This is a genomic window from Campylobacter sp. US53, from assembly GCF_004378995.1.
Lineage (GTDB): Bacteria > Campylobacterota > Campylobacteria > Campylobacterales > Campylobacteraceae > Campylobacter_D > Campylobacter_D jejuni.
Genome location: NZ_RYYH01000004.1, coordinates 124,779 through 146,127, shown reverse-complemented (window position 1 = coordinate 146,127; position 21,349 = coordinate 124,779). Strand labels below are relative to the sequence as shown.

The following is a 21,349-nucleotide window of genomic DNA, read 5'->3' as shown; positions in this document are numbered from 1 at the left end:
TAACCAATTAAACTTAAAAGGGGATTAAATAAAGGATTAAATAGTATAAATATTTGTGTAAGTATTTATATAAGTATAATGGGGGCTATATTTTAGAGCACTCGTAATTTTTATTTTTTATATTAACAAATTGACTTTTAAGTGTTTTAAAATCTGGAATATAAGCATAACCGCTAAGCGTATCTATAACGATACAAAGAGCATCCTTTTTTGATAACAAACGTATAATGCAATCTGAATTATTCTTTGCTAAAGTTTTTTCATATGCATAATTGGCATTTTTTAACGGAGAATACACTCTGCCCATTTCATCAAATACTAATCTAGTAAATCCTGAACAAGATCCTTTGAATTCAACCTTTTCTATTCCGAATCTTTTTGTAAGATTAAATCTTTGTGTAGTTTTTTCATCATCTTTACCAATAACTCCACTTTGACCTGAATTCATTAATTTGTTATGATTGATTACATCAACAGCAATTTCTCTATCTATATTAATTTCAGTTTTACCTAAATTAGCATTTCCATCGCCATTTTTATCCAAGAAAATAGTATATGTTTGATCATAACCTGTGGCAGCTGATTTTATAAAATAAATCTGCCATTTACTTTTAAACCACTCTCTTTTTGCGATAGCCAACTCATCAACTCTTATGCCTTCTTGCATCATGGCTAAACTTTGGGTATATTGGATATCATTAAGAATTTGTATTGCACCTTCTAGTAGATTGTCTTTTTTTAAGTAAAGACTGCCTAAATTAAAAACTATACCTAAAATGAGAATTATAAACACAAATTCCAACAAACTGAAAGCTTTAATCATAGTTTAAAATCTGATATACTTTTTCATATTTTCCAAGTTTTACTTTAACAATTTTTTTGTCCATATCATGCTTATCGGCTTGTTTTAAAGCTTTTAAATAAAACTTATTGCTATTTTTTATTCCATAAAATCGTAATCTTTTTTGCAAACTTGGGGCTGTTGCAAGCTCTAAAACATCTTGTTTTTTTAATTCTAGCGCCAATTCTTTAGCAAAATGATAATTATTGGCAAAATGACGATTTGGATTGTTTATAAAATAATACAATAATTGATTAGCGACGATTAAAAAGTAACAAAATATCAAAAAAATTATAGAACATTCTATAAAGATTTTATACCTTAATCGAAAAACTGGCAATCTCACTCTATAACTTTGCATTAAAGTTTTTATAAGCAAAGGAGTGCAAATAACACAAAAAGGCAAAAAATCATCTAAAAAAAGTTTTTGTCTTAAAGAAAGCAACAAACAAAATACAAATGTTACGCTCATTAAAAACCATAATAAATTTTTATATTTTTGAAAAGTCAAACGATAAATAGTATAAAAAAAATACACAAAAACCAAAGGAGAAAAACATGCAGCAAAAATTCCTAAGGTATCTAAAAAATAACCTCTTGGACGACCACCTGTATCAAAACCATAAAAACTGATACTCGCTCCAAACAAAACAAGAGATAAGGTAAATAAAATAGCATTTCTTTTATAAATCCCAAAAAAGAAAAAAGTTAAAAATAAAATATTAAAAGATTTATCAACAAATAATACTATAATCAATAATATATAAAAAAGCCATTTTTTTTCATATTCGTAAGCACATAATATAGCAAGGGTTAAAAAAATCACCAAAGATGCGGCATTAACCAGCAAAGCACTTGCAACAGTACCCGGCAATAAAACAAATAACAATAAAGAAAAAAAAGCATCAATTTTAGTTTTAGTATATTTTAAAGCTAGCAAATACAAAAGCAAGCAACTTAAAAAATGAAAAAATAAAAAAGGAAGCCTTAAACCAAAATCATTTTGCCCAAAAATAAAAGTTCCAAAATGAGATATATAATAAAGCAAACTATGGAAAAAAATAAGTGATTTACCCTGCTCACCAAAATAAATATCAGCTTCATCAGTACTAATACTCAGTGTTGAAATTCCATAAAGCAAAGCCAACAAATCAAGACTAAGTAAAATGGTGATAAGTTTATAATTTTTGATTTTTTCCATAACGAAAATTTTACAAAATTAAACTTAAAATATCAATGCAAATCATATAAATATCAAATATCTTAAAAATTAACATCAAATTGATTTTAGTTTTTATAAGTATAATTTTAAACAAAAAAAGGCAAAAATGCAAACTATTAATCAAATTTTTCAAACACAAATCGATATTAAAAAATCTATTTTCTTATCTTTTCTTTGCCCTTTTAAAGATTTTAAATTTTTAATAGAAACGCTAAAAAAAGAGCATCCAAAAGCTGTTCATTTTGTCTATGCTTATCGTGTTTTAAATGATTTTAATCAAATTGTAGAAGATAAAAGCGATGATGGAGAGCCTAAAGGAACTTCTGGAATGCCAACTTTAAATGTTCTAAGGGGCTATGATCTTATCAATGCGGCTTTAATCACTGTAAGATATTTTGGCGGTATAAAACTTGGTACAGGGGGACTTGTAAGAGCTTATAGCGATGCAGCAAATGCCGTGATTAATAACTCTTCTTTACTTTTATTCGAATTGAAAAAAAATATATCCATTGCTATTGATTTAAAAAATTTAAATCGTTTTGAACATTTTTTAAAAACTTATTCTTTTAATTTCACAAAAGATTTTAAGGATTGCAAAGCTATATTACATATCAAATTAAATGAAAAAGAGGAGCAAGAATTTGAAATTTTTTGTAAAAATTTTGCACCTTTTGAAATAGAGAAATTATAAATTCTTGCAAGTAAATACAAAAGCTCCAAAATGGAGCTTTTGATTAAATTGCGTTCAATAAATCATTTAACAAAGTATTATTCTTACTTTGTTCATTTGCACCTTGTTGCACAAGATCATTGTGAACGCTAGCACTTTGAGCTCTCATAGACAACTCGCCTTCATTTTGTCTAAAACGATAAGCGTAAACATTTGACATTTGAGCATAATTACTTAAATTTGAATTTGAGTTTTGCACATTGCTTTGAAAACTATTGCTAGAATTTAAAGCATCTCCGCTTGACTTCTCATCCGCCTTATTTAATATATCCATAAAATCAGAATTTCCAAATGAAGAATAATCTTCAACCTGTTTATCCACCTGTTTATACTGACCACTAATAGCATCGTATTCATACGAGCTGATCGTTCTATAATTTACCTGCATAGTTTTCTCCTTTCAAAATATGCAAAAACTATACAAGCAAAAAGTGTTCCTTTTTTATGCAAAAATTAATGTTTTTCAATCATGATGAGTAGGCAAATGCTCCACATCAAGCTCATTATTAGCTATAAATTCTTCCTTGGCTTTTTTACAGTTTTCATCACGCATTTTGCGGTATTCATTGCGAATCGTGATTTCTTTATCGCTTAGAGGTCTATCTTCTAAAAAACTAATATGAAAATAAGTATCATCGCTCTTTGAATAAGTTTTATAAAAATCTATATAATCAAAATAATCCTTGCCATTATCAAACTCTACGACCTCTTCTATATAAATCGTAGGTCCAAAACCCTTGTGATTTTGCGTATAGTGCCCAAAACCTGCGCTGTATTGAATTCTAAATTTAGCCATCATTTTCTCCTAAAAATTCTTGATAAGTTCCACGAAAATCCGTAAGCTTACCATTTTCTAAATGCCAAATTCTATTAGCAAAAGCAGAAACTAACTCCCTATCGTGGCTGATACAAAGCACTACACCTTTGAAATTATACAAAGCTTCACCTAGTGCAATAATACTTTCAAGATCTAAATGGTTATCAGGCTCATCTAAAAGCAAGAAATTTGGACGCTCTAGCATTAAACGAGAAAGCATTAAACGATGTTTTTCACCCCCACTTAAACTTGCTGCCATTTTTTCTTGATCGCTGCCACTAAAAAGCATTCTACCTAAACACTTACGGATTTCATCTAGATCTTTAAATTTTTCACTCATCAACCATTCATAAAGTTTCAAATTTTCACAAATTAAATTACTTGTATCTTGAGGAAAATATCCAAGCTCTATAGTTGCCCCAAGATGCATAGATCCACTATCTGGATTTATAGCATGGGCGATGATTTTTGCCAAAGTACTTTTGCCCATACCATTTGCCCCGATCAAAGCGATTTTATCATTTTTTTCTATTTTTAGCTCCAAATTTGAAAACAATTGTTTATCATAAGCCTTGCCTATACCTTTAAATTCTAAAACTTCATTACCTATTTCACGATTGGTTCTAAAAACTATGCTAGGATCTCTACGACTTGAAATTTTAATCTCTTCAAGCTCTAGTTTTTCAAGTGCTTTAGCACGGCTTGTGGCTTGTTTTGCCTTAGAAGCATTTGCACTAAAACGGCGAATGAAATTTTCTAATTCTTCTCTTTCTTTTAAGGTTTTATCACGTTTAAGCTCAGCTTGTTTTGCCAAAAGCGTTGAAGCCATATACCAATCATCGTAATTTCCCGCAAAATCACGAATTTGTTTAAAATCCACATCTAAAATTCTTGTGCAAATTTTATTTAAAAAATGCCTATCATGAGAGACGACAACCAAAGTTCCTTCATGTCTTAAAAGTTCATTTTCAAGCCAAGAAATCGCCTCTAAATCAAGGTTATTTGTAGGCTCATCTAAAAAAAGCACATCAGCGCCCAAAAATAAAACTTGAGCTAGTAAGACTTTAAATTTATCCGCACTTTGTAAGGTGCTCATCAAAGCATCAAAATCTTTAATCTTTAAAGAACTTAAAATTTTTTCACAACGCGTTTCACAATCATAATTTGGATCTTCTTCGGCCGTTATTATCTCAAGCTCACCTAAACGCTCATTGATCTCATCTGTAAATTCCTCGCTCATATAAAGCTTTTCTTTTTCTTTTAAGGCCTCATATAAACGCTTATTTGCACACATCACTGCATCTTTGATGGTGTAGTTTTCAAAGGCAAATTGATCCTGTCCTAAAACTGCGATTTTTAAACCTTCATCAAATACTATTTCACCACTACTTGACTCAATTTCTCCTGAAAGAATTTTTAAAAAAGTCGATTTTCCCGCACCATTAGCACCGATAAGTCCGTATCTTTGTCCTCGAACAAGCTTTAAATTCACATTTTCAAATAAAAGCTGATTTGCAAAACGCATAGTAAGATTTTTTACTTCAACCATGATTTTCCTTAAATTTTTTACTTATAAAAATTTTTAAGAAATTGTAGCGAAAAAGGCTTGAATTTTTAATTTTAAAATTAAATTTTTTGATAGTTAAAAATAAATTCTATAATTTTATTATAATTTTGTTTTTTAATTTTTTTATAGACTAAAAATAAATCTACTCCCCACCAAATAATGCCTAATAATAGAAAAATTCCAAACAACCCGAAAAAAATTTCAGAAATATCCAAGTTAGAATCATTTTCATAGCTAATTCCTAGTATCAAAAATAACACACAAGGAAATAAAGATAATATTATACGCAATATTCCTAATGCATAGTCTTTTATCATAAATCTAACGATTGCCAACCAACCTAAACTTAAAAAACCACATATCATACTCATAATTAAAGGTTTTATAGGATCTTGAAGTCTTAAAAATACCAAATTTGATAAAGCTTCTTTTTTATTTTGTAATTGTTCAAACTTAAGCTTTAAATTGAAAAAATCTTCTTGATTTATTTTATCTTGTATATTTAAAAGAAAAACATTATAGTCCATATCCAGTCTCCTCAAAATTAACTTTTTAAGGCATTTTTGCCTTAAAAAGTTATCTGGTAATTTCTACATATACCATACCATCATCAGTATATCTAGCAAAATACTCGATCCAAGCATCCCATTTGTAAGGGGAGAATCAATACTTCCATTTGCTTTTACTTGAGCTTTACAATACTGTGTTTTACTTTCCTTATCGGTTAAATCGCTCATAAAACCGCTATAAGTAAATTTCAACTTTTTACGATCAACCTCAGAAAATCTACCAAAATTGTGTTCTAAAATAATCTCAGTTAAAACATTTTGTACATCTTGATCACTACATTTTGGAATACCGCTACTACAAGCACTCAAAAATACTGCCAAAATTCCAACAAACATAAATTTCGCATTAAAACATTTCATTAATTTCCTCCTTTTTTGTTCACCTAAATAATATTTTAGTTTCTCTTCATCTGTACCAAGTCCACCATTTTACTTGTAATCTCTAAAAAAACCTGTGCAATATTTGAAGCAACAGACAAAATATTTAAAAGCAATTTTCTTTATTGCTTAAGAATTCTAAACCTCACTTGCCACAAAAACAAAATCTACTAAAAACTTGATAAAAATATTTTGCAAACTTATTTTTGATTGTTTTTCATAAAACTCGAAATTATTATATAATATTTGCAATCTTTTCAAAATTTTGTTTTCTTAATTTTTTACCCACTAAAAACATATCTACAATCCACCAAATCCAATTAACAAGCCACAACAAACCATATATTATCCCTAAAGCACTATATGTAATCATTAAAATACCGCAAAACATAGCTACAATTGTAATTCCCAAGCGTATAAGCCCTAAAACCCAATCTCCTATCATAAAACGACCCACTCCAAAAGCACCAAATAAAAAAGTCCCTACCCAAAATACTAGAGCGGGACTTTTTAGCTTTATCATTGGAAGCTGTGCTACTACTTCTTTTTGTTTATCCTCATTTAAGCGATCAAATTTCTCTTTTAGCATCATGCATCTTTTGGCAATTTATCGCCAATACTGAAAAGAACCGAATTGAAATCCATAACTACTCCTTGAAAATTAAAAAATATCTCGAATTATTCCATACTATAACTTAATTAATATTGAAATATTAAATATATTTTATATAAAAGATTGAATATTTCAAGTGTTTTTAATAAAGAAATTTTAATGTAAAATTTTTTAAAGGCTAAATTTTTAAGGTAAAAAATGACAAAAAAGAGCAAGCGTGATATGGCATATGAACTAGACATTGATGTTAGCACTTTATATAATTGGAGAAAATATAAACCCAATTTATATCGTATTGTTATGCTTGGCTTTAAATTTGATGAACTTTTAGAAAATAGTAAAAAAACTCATGAAGAATTACTTCATATAGAACAAACTATACAAGATGAGATTGCTAAATTTAAATAAAGTCCACTTTTAAGCTTTTTTCTATACAATTATCACTTTTATTAAAATCAAGGATTTGAAATGTTTTTATTAGATTTTTTAATATCATTGAGTTTTATTTTTGAAATTTCAGCACTTGTATTATCCTTTTACTTTAAAAATTCAAGAATTTTCTTTTTAACTTTAGTGCTATTAGGAGCTAAGTTGCCTTATTTTTATACAAGTTTTTTTCAAGCTAATTTATTTGTGGCTTTGTTTTTACCTATGATTTTTACTCTATTTTGCCTTGGAAAACACCATGCTTTAATTTTAAGTAAAAAAAATATCGCTTCAATTACAACCCTTATTTTTATAGGCGTTTTAAGCATCATTTTACCTAGAAATACTACTTTTAATAGCGCTGGTTTAGAATTTCATTTTATTGCATTAGATTTTTTTAAGCCTGTGAGTGAATTAGGATTTTTATTTTTTTTAGTCGGCTTAATACTCATTTTTATCAAAACTTTTAAAACTAAAGAATATTATCTTATTATCGCATTTTTTGCTGCATATTTTCAGTTTTTATTCCAAGAAGGAGCAGGAATAAGGTATTTTGAATTTGCAAGTTTAGTTTTTTGTTTTTATCTTTTAAATCACGCTTATAAATTGGCTTTTTTTGACATCTTAACAAAACTACCTAATGAAAAAAGCCTTACACGCTTTACAAAGGGAAAAAACAACTATATCATTGCCTTGCTTCATTTTAATGAACTAAAAGATACTAAAGAAAGCTATGCCAAACTCATCTTAAAACAAATTGCAAAAATTTTAAAACGCTTTAGAGCAAAAATTTTCATCGTAGACAATGATTTTATTTTAATTTTTAATGATAAAAATCAAGCTTTAAATCATCTTGCTTTTTTAGAATCCACCTTGAAAAACACGGAATTTAATTTAGAAAATGAAAATTTTAAACCAGATTTTAAATTAATTTGGCAAGAAAGTGAAGAAAATTTGGATAAAAATTTACAAAGTCTAAGAGCAAGACTCTTAGACTAAAAAATTATTTTTCGTTTGCTTCAACTTCGATATTTAAATTAATATCATCACTTAAAGTAATAGTTGAAGTACTTGTCGCAAATTTAAAATCAGAGCGTTTGATTTTTCCATTTAAAGAAAAGCCTATTTTTTCTTTTCCATCTTTGCCTTTAGCTACACCGCCGATTTCAGTATCCAAAACAATATCTTTAGAAACCCCAGCCATAGTTAAAGTTCCTGTCATCTTACCTTTTTCATTATCGATTTTTTCATATTTTTTCATTGTAAAAGTCATATCAGGATATTTTTTTGCTTTGAAAAAATCATCTTGTTGTAAGTGATTATCTCTTGTTTGATTTTCTGTATTTACAGATGCGATTTTTATAGTTGCATCAAGCTTTTTAAATTCAGCACTCACAGGATCAAAATCAATCACCGCAGAATAATCTTTGAAATTTCCTTTTACATTGCTAATTTGCAAATGTTTGATTTTAAAACCTACATCTGTATGTGCTTTATCTAAAGTATATTCTTTAGCAAACAAACCTGTGCTTAACAAAGACACCGCAACCAATGAACTTAATAAAACTTTTTTCATTTTTTTCCTTTTTTATAGTAATTTTCAATATAAAAATTTTATTAGATAAAACATAACAAATCATTAATAAAAATTAAAAAATTTTACTATTTAAAAATTTTACAAATTCTTCAAATTTAGGCAAATCAAGCTTTATTGCTTCTCTTTGCTGTTTTCCCCACATACACTCAGGAAAAAACGCATCTTCTTTAAATCTTGCCATAACATGAAAATGCACCCTTGGCACATAATTTGCAAAAGAGGCGATATTGATTTTTTCAGGTTTGTAAAATTCTATCATAGCCTTTTCACAAAGTAAAATTTTTTCAAAAAGTTCCTTTTGCAACTCTAAAGGACAATCGCTAAATTCTTTATAAATTTCTTTAGTAAAAATTTTAAGCCAAGGCACTTGAGCCTCCTCTTTCTCTATATAAATCAAATCATTTTCATAAATCATTACATTCCTTTGAAATTGTATTTATGATTATTTTACAAAATTTATCAAATTTTTAAGTCAAAATGCGTTAAAATTCCTAAAATTTAAAAAACAAAAAGGAGGATAAATGCAAATTAGTTCAAGTTATAACTCTTATGATTACTACTCTAGCAAACCTTCTTTTGATAAAACAAATCAATCCGATTCCACTCAAAAAGATGAAAAAAATCTTAGTGAAAATAAAGATGATAAAGAAAAAAATGGCGAACAAACCCAAATGGTTAATGGCGTAGAGCTAAGCCAAAAAGAAGTAGCTCAAGTTCGCGAACTTCAAAGTATCGATAGAAATGTAAAAGCTCATGAAGCTGCACATCAAGCAGCGGGCGGCGGCTTAGCAGGTGCTGCAAGTTTTACTTATACAAGAGGCCCTGATAATCAAATGTATGCTACAGCGGGCGAAGTTCCTATCAGCATGCAAAAAGGAAACACACCAGAAGAAACTATAGCCAATGCAAGACAAATCGCAGCAGCAGCTATGGCTCCTGCTGATCCTAGCCCGCAAGACTATAAAGTTGCAGCAAATGCTTCAAAAATGGAATTTGAAGCAAGAGCTGAAGCAATAAAACTTAAAGCCGAAGAAGCCAAAGAAAAAGAAGAAGAAAATAAAGAAAAAGATGACAAAAATTCAGAAAATAGCTTAGAAAAAACAGATAAAGATTCAAAAAACAACGATAAAAATTCAAATTTTGATAAAGATTTTAAAAATTTCATAGCCAAAACTTATCAACAAAACTCGCAAAATAACGACATTAAATTCAATATCGCATCTTAAAATTCTTAATTTAAATAAAAAAAATTATGCCAATCTTCCTTATAAATAAAGCTTTGTTTTAAAACTAAACGGACATGTCTAAAAATTTATCTTTTTTATTATCTGCTTTATCTGTATTTGTAGAATTACTTTGCTCTTCTTTTTTGACTTCTACTTTTTTTGTACCTTCTTGCTGTTCCATAAGCTTTAAAGTATCATATATTTGATGAACTTCCTTAGGCATACATTTATGGAAACGATGACTTGAATTTGCAATGTAAAATATTTAACATTTTTTATCCTTTTTATAATTTAAATTTTTGCATTTTCAATACTTTCATCTCTAATTTTAGTAAGTGTCTGCAGGGGATTATTTCCAAAATATCTATTAAAAGAACTTAAAGTAATCATCTTGCATACCACCCTCCAAGAGCAGACTACATTTGCCTTTTTGTATAATTGTAGTTTGAATAAGAATTTACACCATTAATCATTTTTGCCTTCCTTGATATTATATACTATATCGGAAGAAAATTAAAAATTTATAATCTTGAGAGTTTTCAAAAACTCTCAAGTTATTATCAAGCTAAGCTTTTTCCACTTTTATGATATTTTAAAATACCTTCAGCACAGCGATAAGCCAAAGCTCCCACAGTATCAGTTGGATTATATCCACTATTATGTTGGAAATTTCCTGCTCCTACAACAAAAAGATTATCCGCATCCCAGTGTTGTAAATAAGTATTAACCACACTAGTTTCTCTATCTGCGCCCATGGTTGTTCCACCTGTGTTATGAGTAGATTGATAAGGCACAACGCTATAATCCTTAAGATAAGCACCTTTTTTGATTGATTTTACTCCTTGCATTCTTTTTGCTACCTCAGCTGTTTTATCTGTGATAAATTTATGCAAAGCTCTATCTTGATCGGTGAAATTATAAGTTAAGCGTAAAAGTGGCATACCAAAAGCATCTTTATAAGTTGGATCAAGACTTAAATAATTATTCTTATGAGGCAAAGAAGCACCTTGTCCTCCTACTGTAATAGCTCTTGTGAAATTATAGTTTAATGCTTTCTTAAATTCGGCACCCCAAGTTGGAGCTCCTGCTGGAAGTGGGGCTGATTGTATAGGGCGAGTTCCAAGCTGAACGCTATAAATCATAGCTCCATGAAGGAATTTTTCCTTAGAATGATCAAAATTATCTCCGTTAAAATCATCACTCGTAGTTCCTAAAGCACCTGAACCCATGAAGGTGTTAAATTGCTCATCAAAGAAAGCTGTTGTACCCATGTTCATTTGATAACAATAATTTCTACCTAAAGTTCCTTTACCTGTTTTTGGATCGTATTGCTCACCTATGTTGCTTACCATTAAAAGCTTAGCATTGTTAAACATATAACTAGTAAGTACAACTATATCAGCAGGCTGGATATACTCTTTCATCGTTCTAGTATCGACAAATTTTATCCCCGTTACTTTTCCGTCTTTTTTAAGAATTTGCGTTACATTGCTATAAGTGCGTATGGTGTATTTACCTGTGCTCATAGCCTTTGGAATTACTGTGTTTAAAGGACTTGCTTTTGCACCATACTCACAACCAAAACGCTCACAATACGCACAGTATTGACAAGGAGCTAAATCTTGACCATCAGGGTTTGTATAGCCACCTTTAGAATTTGAGGCTGGCAAACGATAAGTGTGTAAATTTGAACTTTTTGCTGCACTTTCAAATCGTTTAAGCATTTTAGTATTTTCAAGAGGTTCTTGTGGATAAGGACTAGATCTAAAAGCCCCCATTTTTTCTGCTAAAGGATTTGGCTCACCTGATACCCCACAGGTTTTTTCAAATTTATCATAATAAGGCTCCATATCCTTATAAGTCACACCCCAATCTTGCAAGGTATAATCATTGCCTAATTTATTACCATATCTTTGTTTGCTTAGGGTTTGAATTTCAAAGTCATAAGGCATAAACCTAAAAGTCCAACCATTCCAATGCACCCCTGCACCACCAACATTATTACCTAATAAAAACGAACCCATTTTACGATAAGGCAAGGCTAAACTACTAGGGTCATGACGAAAAGTCACAGTGTCTTTTGAGCAATCTTGCATCAAACCATAATTAATCCCGTATCTCCACTCATCATGGATAAAATTAAAATTTTCAGTACTTTGCATATGTCCGCGTTCTAAACTAAGCACATTCAAACCTGCTTTGGTAAGCTCTGCAGCCACTATACCTCCAGTCCATCCTGCTCCAACTGTTACTACATCTACTTTTTTTAATACTTCAGACATTTTAACTCTCCATATCTGCTAAACCCATAGGTTCAATGTTAAAAAATTCATCACTTGCAATTTTATCCACATAGCTCATTTGTGCGCCTGGATATTGCATCATTCTCCAACCGTTTTTATTATCATTTCCGCCATAAATTGGATCAGCTAAAACTCCAGCTACTGTCATATCTCTTAAAAGTGTGAAAAAATAAGAAGATTTAAAACCTGTAGTTTGAATTTTTCCTTTTTCAAAATCGCTTAAAATTTTATCCTGATCTCCACCTTTAAGCAAAGAAAAAGATTTTTTATAACGCTTTTTAGCATTTTCTTCAAGAGCATACACGCCTTCTAAAAAAATATCTTTGCGTTGCATAGGGGTTTGATAACCTTGTTCAGCTTTACCCTCCATGAAAGGCCCCTGCATATATTCTCTATCATTATAACCATAAGCACTAGCTAACTGATTATCGATAAAATAAGGCACACCTAAACCTATAGCTCCTTCTCCTTGTTCATCTTTAGGATAAATTCTTTCACAGGCTGCACTTAAGGTATCAAATTCAGTTTGAGTTTGAAAAAACATTCTACCTCTAATTTTACTTGAATTTCCTTGTGAAGCTTGATGCGAATGCGTAAGTTCTGTTGCCTTTAAAACAGCACCGCCACCTATAGTACTAGCTGCTACTACAGAACCACCTAAAAGCCCTAGTTTAAAAAAGCTTCTGCGATCAATAATATTGTCTTGCATTACTTCTCCTTGATAATAACTTAAACAAGACTATATTATTCCTATTGATATAAATTTAACTTTAAAAAGCGATAAATTTTGTGTTATTCTTAATTTTATTTAAGAATATCTTTGAAAGTAATAAAAATAGAACTTTTAATAAAGCTCTATATCTTTAGAATTAAGTTCTTTATAAGCTGCGCAAGCTTCTTGATGTTTTTGATCACAAGCCATACCAAAATATCTTTTTGCCTTTATTAGATCTTGTTTTTCTAGTTGATTATAGCGTCCTAGCAAATAACAAGCCTCACCAAAACCTAAAGTGCAAGATTTAGAATAAAAAGCAAGAGCAGATTTTACACTTGCTTTAACAAGTTCTCCTTTATCATATAAAGATCCTAACTGATAACAAGCTCTTGCATTTTTTAAGTCACAAGATCTTTTATAAAAACTTGAGGCCATTTGTCCATCTTTTTCTTTTTCATAAAATAAAGCTATGTTATTACAACTTAACGATTCTCCTAAAGTGCAAGCTTTATTAAAAGCCAAAAGAGTTTCATTTTTATAACCTTGATTTTGCAAAAGCAAAGCCATATTAGAACACGCATTTGCTAAACCCAATTTACAAGCTTTATCATAAAATTTATAAGCTTGATTTAAATCCTTACTCACACCCTTAGCACTTTCATGCATAAAAGCTAAAGAAAAACAAGCTTTAGAAATATCTTTTTCACAAAGATTCTTAAAAATTTCATAAGCTTTATCAAATTTATTTGCCTCGTAAAGTTTTAAACCCTCTTCTAATTCACTTAATGCAAATAATGAATTAAAAAATAAAAATAAAGCTAAAAATATTCTCATTAATCTTCCTTTATATTTTCTCTAACATTTAAAATCTGTGCTCTTCTTTTTTGAAGTTCTGCTTTTTTAAGATCTAAAAATTTATTTTTTTCTTGGATTAAATTTTGACTTTGTTCTAAGAAATTTTTTGCAATTTTTGTCAAAATAGGCTTATTAATAAGCAAAGTTTCAAACTCATAAACATTTAATTCATTTAAAACTCTTTCATAAATTTCGCTTTTTTTAGGATAAAAAAGTACGAATTCAGAACTATCAAGCTCATAAAGAACACGACTTTCATTGATTTTACGACTAAAAAATGCAAGGCTTAGTTTCGTAGCATTTTCATAATTTGTAAAAGCCTTAAGATTTAATTTTTCAAAAAATAAATCAAGCTCTAAAATGCTTTTAAATAAAAGTTCTTTAAAATCTTTCAAAAAGTACTCATCGCTTGCATTACAAAAAGCTCTTAATTCGCTAAAATTTTTATCACTTTGGAAAATGTGATCTTTTTGTATGTTTGAAAATTCTGCTTTAAACAGCAAAATTTCTCTTTCAAGTATGTTTATAAAGTCTTTTAATTTCATCTTGATTTCTTCAAAAGATTTATAAAGTTCATTTTTGATTTTTTTAAACTCTTTACTCATCACATCACTATTATAAAACATCGCCAAAAAAGCATCGTCACTTGAAATATAAGGCGCTTTATAATCATATCTTGTATATAAATCTTTCTTTAAAAATCCTTTGTTTTCTTTGTAAAAATAAGCATCTTTTTCCTTAACACTTGCAAAAATTTCACTAGAAATTCTTTCGCTAATGCTTTTAAGCTGTTCTAAAATCTGATGATTTAAAATTTCAATCTCTTTTAAAAAATTTTCATACGCTAAAAGTAAATGCTTTTCATAATTTTGAAATTGATTTAATAAACGATCAAAAATACCTACAAAAAGTTGATTTTCATCTTCTAAAATTTCGCATAAATTTAAAATTTTTCTTTTAACAAATTTTTCTTTTAAAGCTGTTGTATCTAGCTGAGTTAAAAAATCAAGCAAAGATTGAAAATTAGATTTTTCATAGCTTTGCTCATCTTTAGCTTCTTTGCAAGAAATGGCAATAAGCTCATCAAAATATTTTAAAAATACACTTTTTGCATAATTTAAAACATTATCTAGTTCTTCTGTGCTTAATTTATCTTTTTGATTTAATACACAAATGCTATTTTCTCCTAAAAGTTCCAAATTTGCTTTTATGGCATCTTCTTCACTTTTTTTACCTGCATTATCAATCAAACTTAACCAAATCGCCCCATGAATATTTTTAAGCTCATCAAGAGTTGTTAAAGTATCATTTTCATTTGCATTTAAACCTGGAGTATCTACAAGAGTAATTTTTTCAAGTAAAGGAATAGGTGCAAAAATATGCAAACTTTTTGCTTGTTTTACTTCATTTCTTTGATCCGTATAAAAGGCTAATTTTTCTATATTTGTGATAATATCACTTCCATCTTCAAATTCTACTCTTAAAAAATATTCTTTTGCATAGCGTAAAAAAGTAGGTTTAAAAGTAACAGGAACAACACCCGTAGGCAAACAATCACACCCTAAGATCAAATTTAGCAAACTTGATTTACCACTTGAAAACTGCCCTATAATAGCGATATTAACATTCTTATCCAAAGAAAACACAAGTTCTTTTAATTCATTTTCTAAAGCATAACTTGCGTGCATAAAAGGCTCATTAAGTTCCTTACAAAGCTCTTGAATACACCCTTTAAAACTATCATCAAAACTCACACTATAAGTATTTTCATAGGCTTTTATAAAATCATTTAAAAGATTAATCTGCATTTAAAAGCCCCATTTCAAGTTGTTTTAATTTTTCAATTTTTTCTAAATTTTCTTCAAAAGAATTTAAAATATTAGCATCTTGATTTTTCAGACTCTGTAAAACTTTTTCAAGACTTTCTAATTTTGATTTTTGATTTTTTTCATAATGTTTTAATTTATCATTTAAAAACTCAAAAAATGCTCCATTGATATTTAAAGAGTTTAAAATTTCGCTCATTTTAAATTCTTTAAAAGTATCAAAAATAACCGTATCTAAATTCGTTTCAAGCTCATATAAATCTGATTTTAGATTGCTTAATTTTTCAATTTTCAATCTTAAAAGTGCAAATTTTTCGCTTTGAAAAATACTATCTATATTTTTTGAAATTCCATCTTTAAAACCTTCAAAACCATTGTCAAAATCATCTTTTAAAAAATTATATTTTAAAGATAAATTTGTTTTAAGCTCCTCGATTTTTTTAATATTTTCAAATTTAATTTCTCTTAAAATATCATTAATCCCATCTTTTGTGGTAATATCAACTATATTTAAAATACGAGAAAGATTAAGCTTTTGTGCATTATTTTTCAAATATTTAAACTCATCTATCAAGCGTTCTTTTAATTTTTTAGCCAAAAGTAAAACAAGATTATCTATGCCACTATCTATATTTTTAAGTTTTGCAATGGAATTTGAAATTTCATCTTGTGCTTCTTTTAATAAGGTGTTTTGCTTTTGAAGTTCAAGTAAAAGCTTTTGATTTTCTTCACTTACACCTTGTTTATTCTCCTTAATAAGACGATTTTGCATTTCATAGTCGCTTAGAATATTTTTAAGCTCTAAATGCAATTCTTTTTTGTAAGCTCTTAAGGCAATCTTACTTTTTTCTCCTGCATAAAGCTCGTTAAAAAGATAGTTTTCAACTTCTTGCATACCACTTTTTTGCAAGCTTTCATTAGATGCTAAACCTTTATAAAAATCACTTGCCATTTTAGCGCTCACACATAAAAAATCAATCTTTTCCACTAAATTTTCATCTAAATCCACAAGTCTTGATTTTAAGCTTTCCTTGGTGTAAACAATGACTTCTTCTAAATCCTTTTTGCTTAACAAATCCGCTTTAGTTAAAACAATTAAAAACTTACTCAGCCTTGAGTTTAAAAGACAATGCACCAAAAAGTCTGCATCTTTTTGAGTTAAGCTTTGAGAAGCATTCATTAAATGAATTAAAAAATCACTTTCTTTAAGATACTCATTTGTAACAATTTCTCTTTGAACTACAACATCATCAAGTCCTGGAGTATCAACTATGGAAATATTATTTTTTAAAAAATCTAAATGACTTTTAATTTCTATTTTTTTAATTAAAGCTGAAATTTTATTTTTAGCTGAACTGAAATTTTTAAGCTCACAAAGTGCGATATTTTGTATTAAAGGTTTATCTTTGATAAAATCCTCTATATTTACACCCTTATCCAGCTTGTCGATAAATTCTTTTAAATCTGCATTAAAGTGCGAACTTTCAAGTATATTTTGCCATTCTTTTTTATCCCAAAAATATATCTTTGCTTCTTCACTCTTGCCATAGCTTAATACTGTTAAATTAGCTGTTTCAGGTATGTTTGAAACCCCCAAAAAATCTTCTTTTAAAAGAGCATTTAAAAGACTTGATTTTCCTGCATTCATCACGCCAGTGATGGCTATATTAAACTCTAAATTTTGAAATTTTTCCAAAGTTTTTTGAAGTCTTGATTTTAAATTTTCATCAAAACTTAGCTTTTGAAGCTCTAAATTAATGGTGTTTAATTCTTTAAAATCATTTTGAAATAAAGCTTTTTGATCTATACTTTGAACTTTTTCTTGTGAAATAAAATCAAGCATTTCGGTATTTTTTGAAATTTTTTCTAAAATTTTTAGAGCCTTAAGCAAATCTTGCTTTGGAATAAAACCTGATTTAAAAAGATTTAAAATACAAATTTGAGCATTTTGTATACTAAAAATATCCACTCTTAAATCAATTTTTTTGCAAAGCTCTTGAAATTCTTTTAAGAGAAAATATCTTTCATAATTGTCTTTATTGACACTTAAAATAATCGCACACTCGGCTGTATCAAGTTTGCTTTTATCTTGAAATTTAGCATCAAAATTTAAAAATTGGAGTTCATTTTGCCAAATTTTTTGGAATAATTCTTTCATAATCTTCCCCTTAAAAAGGGGAAAGATTTATTTATTTCTTTGAGCGACAAGTTGTCTTCTCATATAAGCAATTTTACTTTGCAAAGGTAATTCTTTAGGGCAATTATCTTCACAAGCAAGCAACGACATACAACCAAAAACACCATCATCATCGCCTACTAATTCATAAAAATCTTCCACACTTCTATGGTCATGCGGATCTTGTAAATATCTAGCTGTTCTTAAAAGCCCTGTAGCAGCTATGAAATTTGGGCGCATAAGTTTAGTTGCACAAGAAGCTACACAAATTCCACACTCTATACAACGATCAAGTTCAAAAGTTTCATCCGCAACTTCTGGCTCAATACGTTCTTCAAGTTTAGAAATATCAGTTTCTTTTTCATTATGCACCCAGCTTTCAACACGTTTACACATGTCTTCAAACCACTCGCCTGTATTCACGCTTAAATCTTTAATGTGTCTAAATGCAGGCATAGGCATAAGCTCTATCACTCCATCAGGATAATCTTTAGTCAAAGTTTTACAAGCAAGTTTTGGCACTCCATTAATCATCATTGCACAAGATCCGCAAATCCCTGCACGACAAACAAAGTCAAAACTCAGATCCGCATCCATTTTTTCACGGATTAAAGTCAAACATACAAAAACCGTCATAAAAGGAGTTTCTTCAAGCTCATAAGTCACAAAATGTGGTTTAGAAATTTTGCTTAAAGGATTATATTTAAATGCCTTTATTGTCAATTTTCTACTCATAATCAACTCCTATTCTTTGGTTTGGTGTTTTATATTTAGCTTGTAATTCATAAGGCATTAAAGCGTTTTGAATTTCATAACGACCTTTGCCTTCAGCTTCCATTTTTTCACGTATTGCATCCACTTCAGCTTGGCGTTTTTCACTTAAAGGATTTTCTATAATATTTCCTTTAGCTCCATATCCACGGAATGCTGGTGGAATTTCCATTTTCATAATATCAAGCTCTTCATATTCTATGCGTGGCAAGGTTTCGCCTTCTACCCAAAAAGTATTGGTTCTTTTCATCCAATTTAAATCATCTCTTTTTGGATAATCTTCTCTATAATGCGCCCCACGACTTTCTGTTCTTAAAAGCGCTCCATAAGCTACGCAAAGTGCTATTTTTAACATTCTTGGCACTCTATACGCTTCTTCAAGCTCTGGATTTGCACAATCAAGTTCTTTACAATGTACTTTAACATCTTGAGAATCTTTATAAAGTTTTTCAAGTTCATCTACTGCTTCTTTCAAACCTTCACCTGTTCTAAAGATGGCCACCTTATCCCACATGATTTCTTTCATTCTGTTTTTGATTTCAAAAACATTATATTGACCTTCTTTATCTACTAAAGATTTTAAATATTGATACTCTTTAGTTAAGAAGTCTTTTACTACATTTGTATCAATTACTTCACCATTATTTTTACAATAATCTGCAAAATAATCTCCCACTATCATACCTGCTACAACAGTTTCAGCACATGAATTTCCACCCAAACGATTAAAGCCGTGCATATCCCAACAAGCTGCTTCCCCACAAGCAAAAAGTCCTTCTAGCCATTGACTTTCACCTGTTGGTTTAGTTCTAATTCCACCCATAGAATAATGCTGCATCGGAAGAACTGGAGCCCAACCTTTTGGACCTTCATCTGCTGGATCAATACCATTAAAAGTTTTACAAATATCTTGTACATCGCGGAGATTTTTTTCCACATGAGCTCTTCCAAGTATAGAAATATCAAGCCATAAATGATCCCCATAAGGGCTTTTTACACCTTTGCCTTTACGAATATGTTCCATCATTCTACGACTTACCACATCACGGCTTGCAAGTTCTTTTTTCTCTGGTTCATAATCAGGCATAAAACGATATCCATCCACATCGCGTAAAATTCCACCATCACCACGACAGCCCTCAGTAAGCAAAATACCGCTTGGCACAATAGGAGTTGGATGAAATTGCACTGCTTCCATATTTGAAAGTCTGCAAAGCCCTGTTTCAAGAGCGATGGCTGCACCTGTTCCTTCACAAATTACCGCATTTGTAGTTTGTTTATAAATTCTACCATAGCCCCCTGTTGCTATCATGGTTCCTCTTGCAATATAAGCAATGAGTTGTCCATTAGTTAAATCTCTAGCGATCACACCTAAGCATTTTTTACCATCATGGATAATTCTTACTGCTTCCATTCTATCAATAATTTTTACTTGATGTTTAATAGCTTCATTTGCTACACCATAAAGCATACAATGCCCTGTTGCATCTGCGATATAGCAAGTTCTCCATTTTTTAGTTCCACCAAAATCTCTAGCATTAATAAGCCCGTGCGCTTCTTCTTTTTCTTCAATCACAGTTTTTTGTGCATTGATTACAACAGTTCTTGGACCTTTAGTAACTCTAGTCCAAGGCACACCCCAAGCCGCAAGCTCACGCACTGCTTTTGGCGCAGTTTGAGCAAACATTCTTGCTACTTCTTGATCACAGCCCCAATCACTTCCTTTTACTGTATCTGCAAAGTGAAGATCTTCATTATCACCCTCACCTTTTGCCCCATTTGCTAAACTTGCCTGCATACCTCCTTGCACCGCTGCAGAGTGAGAACGCTTCACTGGACAAATACTTAAAAGTGTTACACTTTGGCCACTCTTTGCTACTTCAATAGCCGCTCTAAGACCTGCTAATCCTCCGCCTATTACTAAAGCATCACTATATTGTATATTCATAATTTGCTCCATTGTAGTTTTTTATCATCGCAGTAGTTTGGGTTTGATTTTGGTAGTTTTTATAACCTATTTTTATAAATGCTGCAAGACTTAACACACCTAAAACTAGGAAGAAAATACTGATTATCCATTTAGCAGTTTTAAGCTTTTTGCGACTTTCTTTTACATTTTTTCCTTCAAACCAACCCCATTTAACACAAAGTCTATAAAGCCCTATACTTCCATGAAGTTCAACACAGACTAAAAGAACAGCATAAAAAAGCCACATAAAATGACTTACAACCCTATCTCCTGACATATCACCACTAATTTTATCTGCATTGGTTACAATAAAAATAAGATGAGCAGAACCTAAGAAAAACATAATAAAACCTGTAAAAGCTTGAACCCACCATAACGAAGTATCGCTGTGATTCATTTTTTTACTGTGTGTTCTTAGTATTTGATACTGACGGTAATTAATAGGAAATTTTCTCATTGCAAGTAAAGCATGAACGAAAAAAACCACTAAAACACAGGCGGCTAAAAATGAAGTAAGATAACTCATAACAGGATTATCGTAAACAAATTTTAATTCTAAAAAATGTACCACAGAATTAAAAAAATCCTCACTGACTAAAATTGTAGAAACAAAAAGCATATGCACCCACATAAAAAGACCTAAAAAAAGCCCTGAGGCACTTTGGATAAAGTCTAATTTCGCAGGCATTTTACTTTTTTTGCCCTCAATGCTCTTACCCAAATAACCTTCGATAAGCTCACGCATCTT

The 21,349-nt window shown here is 30.0% G+C and carries 20 protein-coding genes and 4 pseudogenes; 4 read left to right on the top strand and 20 right to left on the bottom strand.

Features of this window, described 5'->3' with window-relative positions:
- Positions 1–85: 85 nt before the first annotated feature.
- Positions 86–823 carry an ATP-binding protein gene (locus ELQ05_RS04695; RefSeq protein ID WP_070316766.1) on the bottom strand — a complete coding sequence of 246 codons (738 nt, stop codon included), beginning with the start codon at positions 821–823 and terminating at the stop codon, positions 86–88.
- A complete protein-coding gene (locus tag ELQ05_RS04690; RefSeq protein WP_070316765.1) occupies positions 816–2,042 on the bottom strand; it encodes a hypothetical protein in 1,227 nt (408 codons plus the stop codon). Before ELQ05_RS04690 ends, ELQ05_RS04695 begins: the two co-directional genes overlap by 8 nt.
- A gap of 127 nt (positions 2,043–2,169) precedes the next feature.
- Here ELQ05_RS04690 and ELQ05_RS04685 point away from each other — a divergent pair, with 127 nt between their 5' ends.
- Positions 2,170–2,754 carry a YigZ family protein gene (locus ELQ05_RS04685; protein WP_070316764.1) on the top strand — a complete coding sequence of 195 codons (585 nt, stop codon included), beginning with the start codon at positions 2,170–2,172 and terminating at the stop codon, positions 2,752–2,754.
- A gap of 43 nt (positions 2,755–2,797) precedes the next feature.
- Here the strand turns inward: ELQ05_RS04685 and ELQ05_RS04680 are convergent, their stop codons facing one another.
- The 6 genes and pseudogenes from ELQ05_RS04680 to ELQ05_RS04655 all read right to left on the bottom strand — a co-directional run bounded on the left by ELQ05_RS04680 (position 2,798) and on the right by ELQ05_RS04655 (position 6,769).
- Positions 2,798–3,181: a hypothetical protein gene (locus ELQ05_RS04680; protein ID WP_057034859.1), complete on the bottom strand. Its 384-nt coding sequence runs from the start codon at positions 3,179–3,181 to the stop codon at positions 2,798–2,800.
- A 75-nt stretch (positions 3,182–3,256) separates the two neighbouring features.
- On the bottom strand, positions 3,257–3,592 hold the full coding sequence (locus ELQ05_RS04675) for a hypothetical protein (protein ID WP_002859498.1): 336 nt from the start codon (positions 3,590–3,592) through the stop codon (positions 3,257–3,259).
- A complete protein-coding gene (locus ELQ05_RS04670; RefSeq protein WP_070316763.1) occupies positions 3,582–5,159 on the bottom strand; it encodes an ABC-F family ATP-binding cassette domain-containing protein in 1,578 nt (525 codons plus the stop codon). The genes ELQ05_RS04675 and ELQ05_RS04670 overlap by 11 nt, the downstream gene beginning before the upstream one ends.
- 77 nt (positions 5,160–5,236) lie before the next feature.
- Positions 5,237–5,704, bottom strand: coding sequence for a hypothetical protein (locus ELQ05_RS04665; RefSeq protein WP_070316762.1), 468 nt, complete (start codon positions 5,702–5,704; stop codon positions 5,237–5,239).
- Positions 5,705–5,753: 49 nt separating this feature from the next.
- Positions 5,754–6,106: pseudogene (locus tag ELQ05_RS04660) on the bottom strand (hypothetical protein).
- A 253-nt stretch (positions 6,107–6,359) separates the two neighbouring features.
- Positions 6,360–6,769, bottom strand: a pseudogene (locus ELQ05_RS04655) (hypothetical protein).
- A gap of 166 nt (positions 6,770–6,935) precedes the next feature.
- Between ELQ05_RS04655 and ELQ05_RS04650 the strand changes: the two are divergent.
- Both ELQ05_RS04650 and ELQ05_RS04645 read left to right on the top strand, forming a co-directional pair.
- Entirely contained in the window at positions 6,936–7,145 is a 210-nt protein-coding gene (locus tag ELQ05_RS04650) for a transcriptional regulator (protein ID WP_002778401.1), read from the top strand.
- Positions 7,146–7,205: 60 nt separating this feature from the next.
- Positions 7,206–8,162 carry a hypothetical protein gene (locus ELQ05_RS04645; RefSeq protein ID WP_070316760.1) on the top strand — a complete coding sequence of 319 codons (957 nt, stop codon included), beginning with the start codon at positions 7,206–7,208 and terminating at the stop codon, positions 8,160–8,162.
- A 4-nt stretch (positions 8,163–8,166) separates the two neighbouring features.
- Here ELQ05_RS04645 and ELQ05_RS04640 read toward each other — a convergent pair whose 3' ends face one another.
- Entirely contained in the window at positions 8,167–8,739 is a 573-nt protein-coding gene (locus tag ELQ05_RS04640) for a YceI family protein (protein ID WP_096703063.1), read from the bottom strand.
- Positions 8,740–8,812: 73 nt separating this feature from the next.
- Positions 8,813–9,175, bottom strand: coding sequence for an HIT family protein (locus ELQ05_RS04635; protein WP_002857306.1), 363 nt, complete (start codon positions 9,173–9,175; stop codon positions 8,813–8,815).
- Between the two features lie 106 nt (positions 9,176–9,281).
- Here ELQ05_RS04635 and ELQ05_RS04630 point away from each other — a divergent pair, with 106 nt between their 5' ends.
- Positions 9,282–9,986 (top strand): putative metalloprotease CJM1_0395 family protein, encoded by a 705-nt coding sequence (locus ELQ05_RS04630; protein WP_134224744.1) that lies wholly within the window; start codon positions 9,282–9,284, stop codon positions 9,984–9,986.
- 64 nt (positions 9,987–10,050) lie between these two features.
- On the opposite strand, the pseudogene ELQ05_RS08505 reads toward ELQ05_RS04630, so the two are convergent.
- The 10 genes and pseudogenes from ELQ05_RS08505 to ELQ05_RS04580 form a co-directional block, all read right to left on the bottom strand.
- Positions 10,051–10,258, bottom strand: a pseudogene (locus ELQ05_RS08505) (hypothetical protein).
- A gap of 31 nt (positions 10,259–10,289) precedes the next feature.
- Positions 10,290–10,376: pseudogene (locus ELQ05_RS08390) on the bottom strand (hypothetical protein); the annotation flags it as partial.
- A 170-nt stretch (positions 10,377–10,546) separates the two neighbouring features.
- A complete protein-coding gene (locus ELQ05_RS04615; protein WP_070316757.1) occupies positions 10,547–12,268 on the bottom strand; it encodes a GMC family oxidoreductase in 1,722 nt (573 codons plus the stop codon).
- Between the two features lies 1 nt (position 12,269).
- Positions 12,270–12,998: a gluconate 2-dehydrogenase subunit 3 family protein gene (locus ELQ05_RS04610; RefSeq protein ID WP_070316756.1), complete on the bottom strand. Its 729-nt coding sequence runs from the start codon at positions 12,996–12,998 to the stop codon at positions 12,270–12,272.
- A gap of 135 nt (positions 12,999–13,133) precedes the next feature.
- Complete coding sequence (locus ELQ05_RS04605) at positions 13,134–13,838, bottom strand: tetratricopeptide repeat protein (RefSeq protein ID WP_070316755.1); 705 nt, start codon at positions 13,836–13,838, stop codon at positions 13,134–13,136.
- Positions 13,838–15,667 carry a dynamin family protein gene (locus ELQ05_RS04600; protein ID WP_070316754.1) on the bottom strand — a complete coding sequence of 610 codons (1,830 nt, stop codon included), beginning with the start codon at positions 15,665–15,667 and terminating at the stop codon, positions 13,838–13,840. Before ELQ05_RS04600 ends, ELQ05_RS04605 begins: the two co-directional genes overlap by 1 nt.
- On the bottom strand, positions 15,657–17,843 hold the full coding sequence (locus ELQ05_RS04595) for a dynamin family protein (protein WP_096703061.1): 2,187 nt from the start codon (positions 17,841–17,843) through the stop codon (positions 15,657–15,659). Before ELQ05_RS04595 ends, ELQ05_RS04600 begins: the two co-directional genes overlap by 11 nt.
- Positions 17,844–17,870: 27 nt before the next feature.
- Entirely contained in the window at positions 17,871–18,596 is a 726-nt protein-coding gene (locus ELQ05_RS04590; RefSeq protein WP_002854302.1) for a fumarate reductase iron-sulfur subunit, read from the bottom strand.
- Complete coding sequence (locus tag ELQ05_RS04585) at positions 18,589–20,580, bottom strand: fumarate reductase flavoprotein subunit (protein ID WP_096703059.1); 1,992 nt, start codon at positions 20,578–20,580, stop codon at positions 18,589–18,591. The genes ELQ05_RS04590 and ELQ05_RS04585 overlap by 8 nt, the downstream gene beginning before the upstream one ends.
- Positions 20,564–21,346: a fumarate reductase cytochrome b subunit gene (locus ELQ05_RS04580; RefSeq protein ID WP_070316750.1), complete on the bottom strand. Its 783-nt coding sequence runs from the start codon at positions 21,344–21,346 to the stop codon at positions 20,564–20,566. Before ELQ05_RS04580 ends, ELQ05_RS04585 begins: the two co-directional genes overlap by 17 nt.
- Positions 21,347–21,349 lie beyond the last annotated feature (3 nt).

What these genes read in the sequence shown, in the direction of transcription:
- ELQ05_RS04695 (WP_070316766.1), bottom strand. Translation starts at nt 823, where the DNA reads ATGATTAAAGCTTTCAGTTTGTTGGAATTTGTGTTTATAATTCTCATT.
- ELQ05_RS04690 (WP_070316765.1), bottom strand. Translation starts at nt 2,042, where the DNA reads ATGGAAAAAATCAAAAATTATAAACTTATCACCATTTTACTTAGTCTT.
- ELQ05_RS04685 (WP_070316764.1), top strand. Translation starts at nt 2,170, where the DNA reads ATGCAAACTATTAATCAAATTTTTCAAACACAAATCGATATTAAAAAA.
- ELQ05_RS04680 (WP_057034859.1), bottom strand. Translation starts at nt 3,181, where the DNA reads ATGCAGGTAAATTATAGAACGATCAGCTCGTATGAATACGATGCTATT.
- ELQ05_RS04675 (WP_002859498.1), bottom strand. Translation starts at nt 3,592, where the DNA reads ATGATGGCTAAATTTAGAATTCAATACAGCGCAGGTTTTGGGCACTAT.
- ELQ05_RS04670 (WP_070316763.1), bottom strand. Translation starts at nt 5,159, where the DNA reads ATGGTTGAAGTAAAAAATCTTACTATGCGTTTTGCAAATCAGCTTTTA.
- ELQ05_RS04665 (WP_070316762.1), bottom strand. Translation starts at nt 5,704, where the DNA reads ATGGACTATAATGTTTTTCTTTTAAATATACAAGATAAAATAAATCAA.
- ELQ05_RS04650 (WP_002778401.1), top strand. Translation starts at nt 6,936, where the DNA reads ATGACAAAAAAGAGCAAGCGTGATATGGCATATGAACTAGACATTGAT.
- ELQ05_RS04645 (WP_070316760.1), top strand. Translation starts at nt 7,206, where the DNA reads ATGTTTTTATTAGATTTTTTAATATCATTGAGTTTTATTTTTGAAATT.
- ELQ05_RS04640 (WP_096703063.1), bottom strand. Translation starts at nt 8,739, where the DNA reads ATGAAAAAAGTTTTATTAAGTTCATTGGTTGCGGTGTCTTTGTTAAGC.
- ELQ05_RS04635 (WP_002857306.1), bottom strand. Translation starts at nt 9,175, where the DNA reads ATGATTTATGAAAATGATTTGATTTATATAGAGAAAGAGGAGGCTCAA.
- ELQ05_RS04630 (WP_134224744.1), top strand. Translation starts at nt 9,282, where the DNA reads ATGCAAATTAGTTCAAGTTATAACTCTTATGATTACTACTCTAGCAAA.
- ELQ05_RS04615 (WP_070316757.1), bottom strand. Translation starts at nt 12,268, where the DNA reads ATGTCTGAAGTATTAAAAAAAGTAGATGTAGTAACAGTTGGAGCAGGA.
- ELQ05_RS04610 (WP_070316756.1), bottom strand. Translation starts at nt 12,998, where the DNA reads ATGCAAGACAATATTATTGATCGCAGAAGCTTTTTTAAACTAGGGCTT.
- ELQ05_RS04605 (WP_070316755.1), bottom strand. Translation starts at nt 13,838, where the DNA reads ATGAGAATATTTTTAGCTTTATTTTTATTTTTTAATTCATTATTTGCA.
- ELQ05_RS04600 (WP_070316754.1), bottom strand. Translation starts at nt 15,667, where the DNA reads ATGCAGATTAATCTTTTAAATGATTTTATAAAAGCCTATGAAAATACT.
- ELQ05_RS04595 (WP_096703061.1), bottom strand. Translation starts at nt 17,843, where the DNA reads ATGAAAGAATTATTCCAAAAAATTTGGCAAAATGAACTCCAATTTTTA.
- ELQ05_RS04590 (WP_002854302.1), bottom strand. Translation starts at nt 18,596, where the DNA reads ATGAGTAGAAAATTGACAATAAAGGCATTTAAATATAATCCTTTAAGC.
- ELQ05_RS04585 (WP_096703059.1), bottom strand. Translation starts at nt 20,580, where the DNA reads ATGAATATACAATATAGTGATGCTTTAGTAATAGGCGGAGGATTAGCA.
- ELQ05_RS04580 (WP_070316750.1), bottom strand. Translation starts at nt 21,346, where the DNA reads ATGCGTGAGCTTATCGAAGGTTATTTGGGTAAGAGCATTGAGGGCAAA.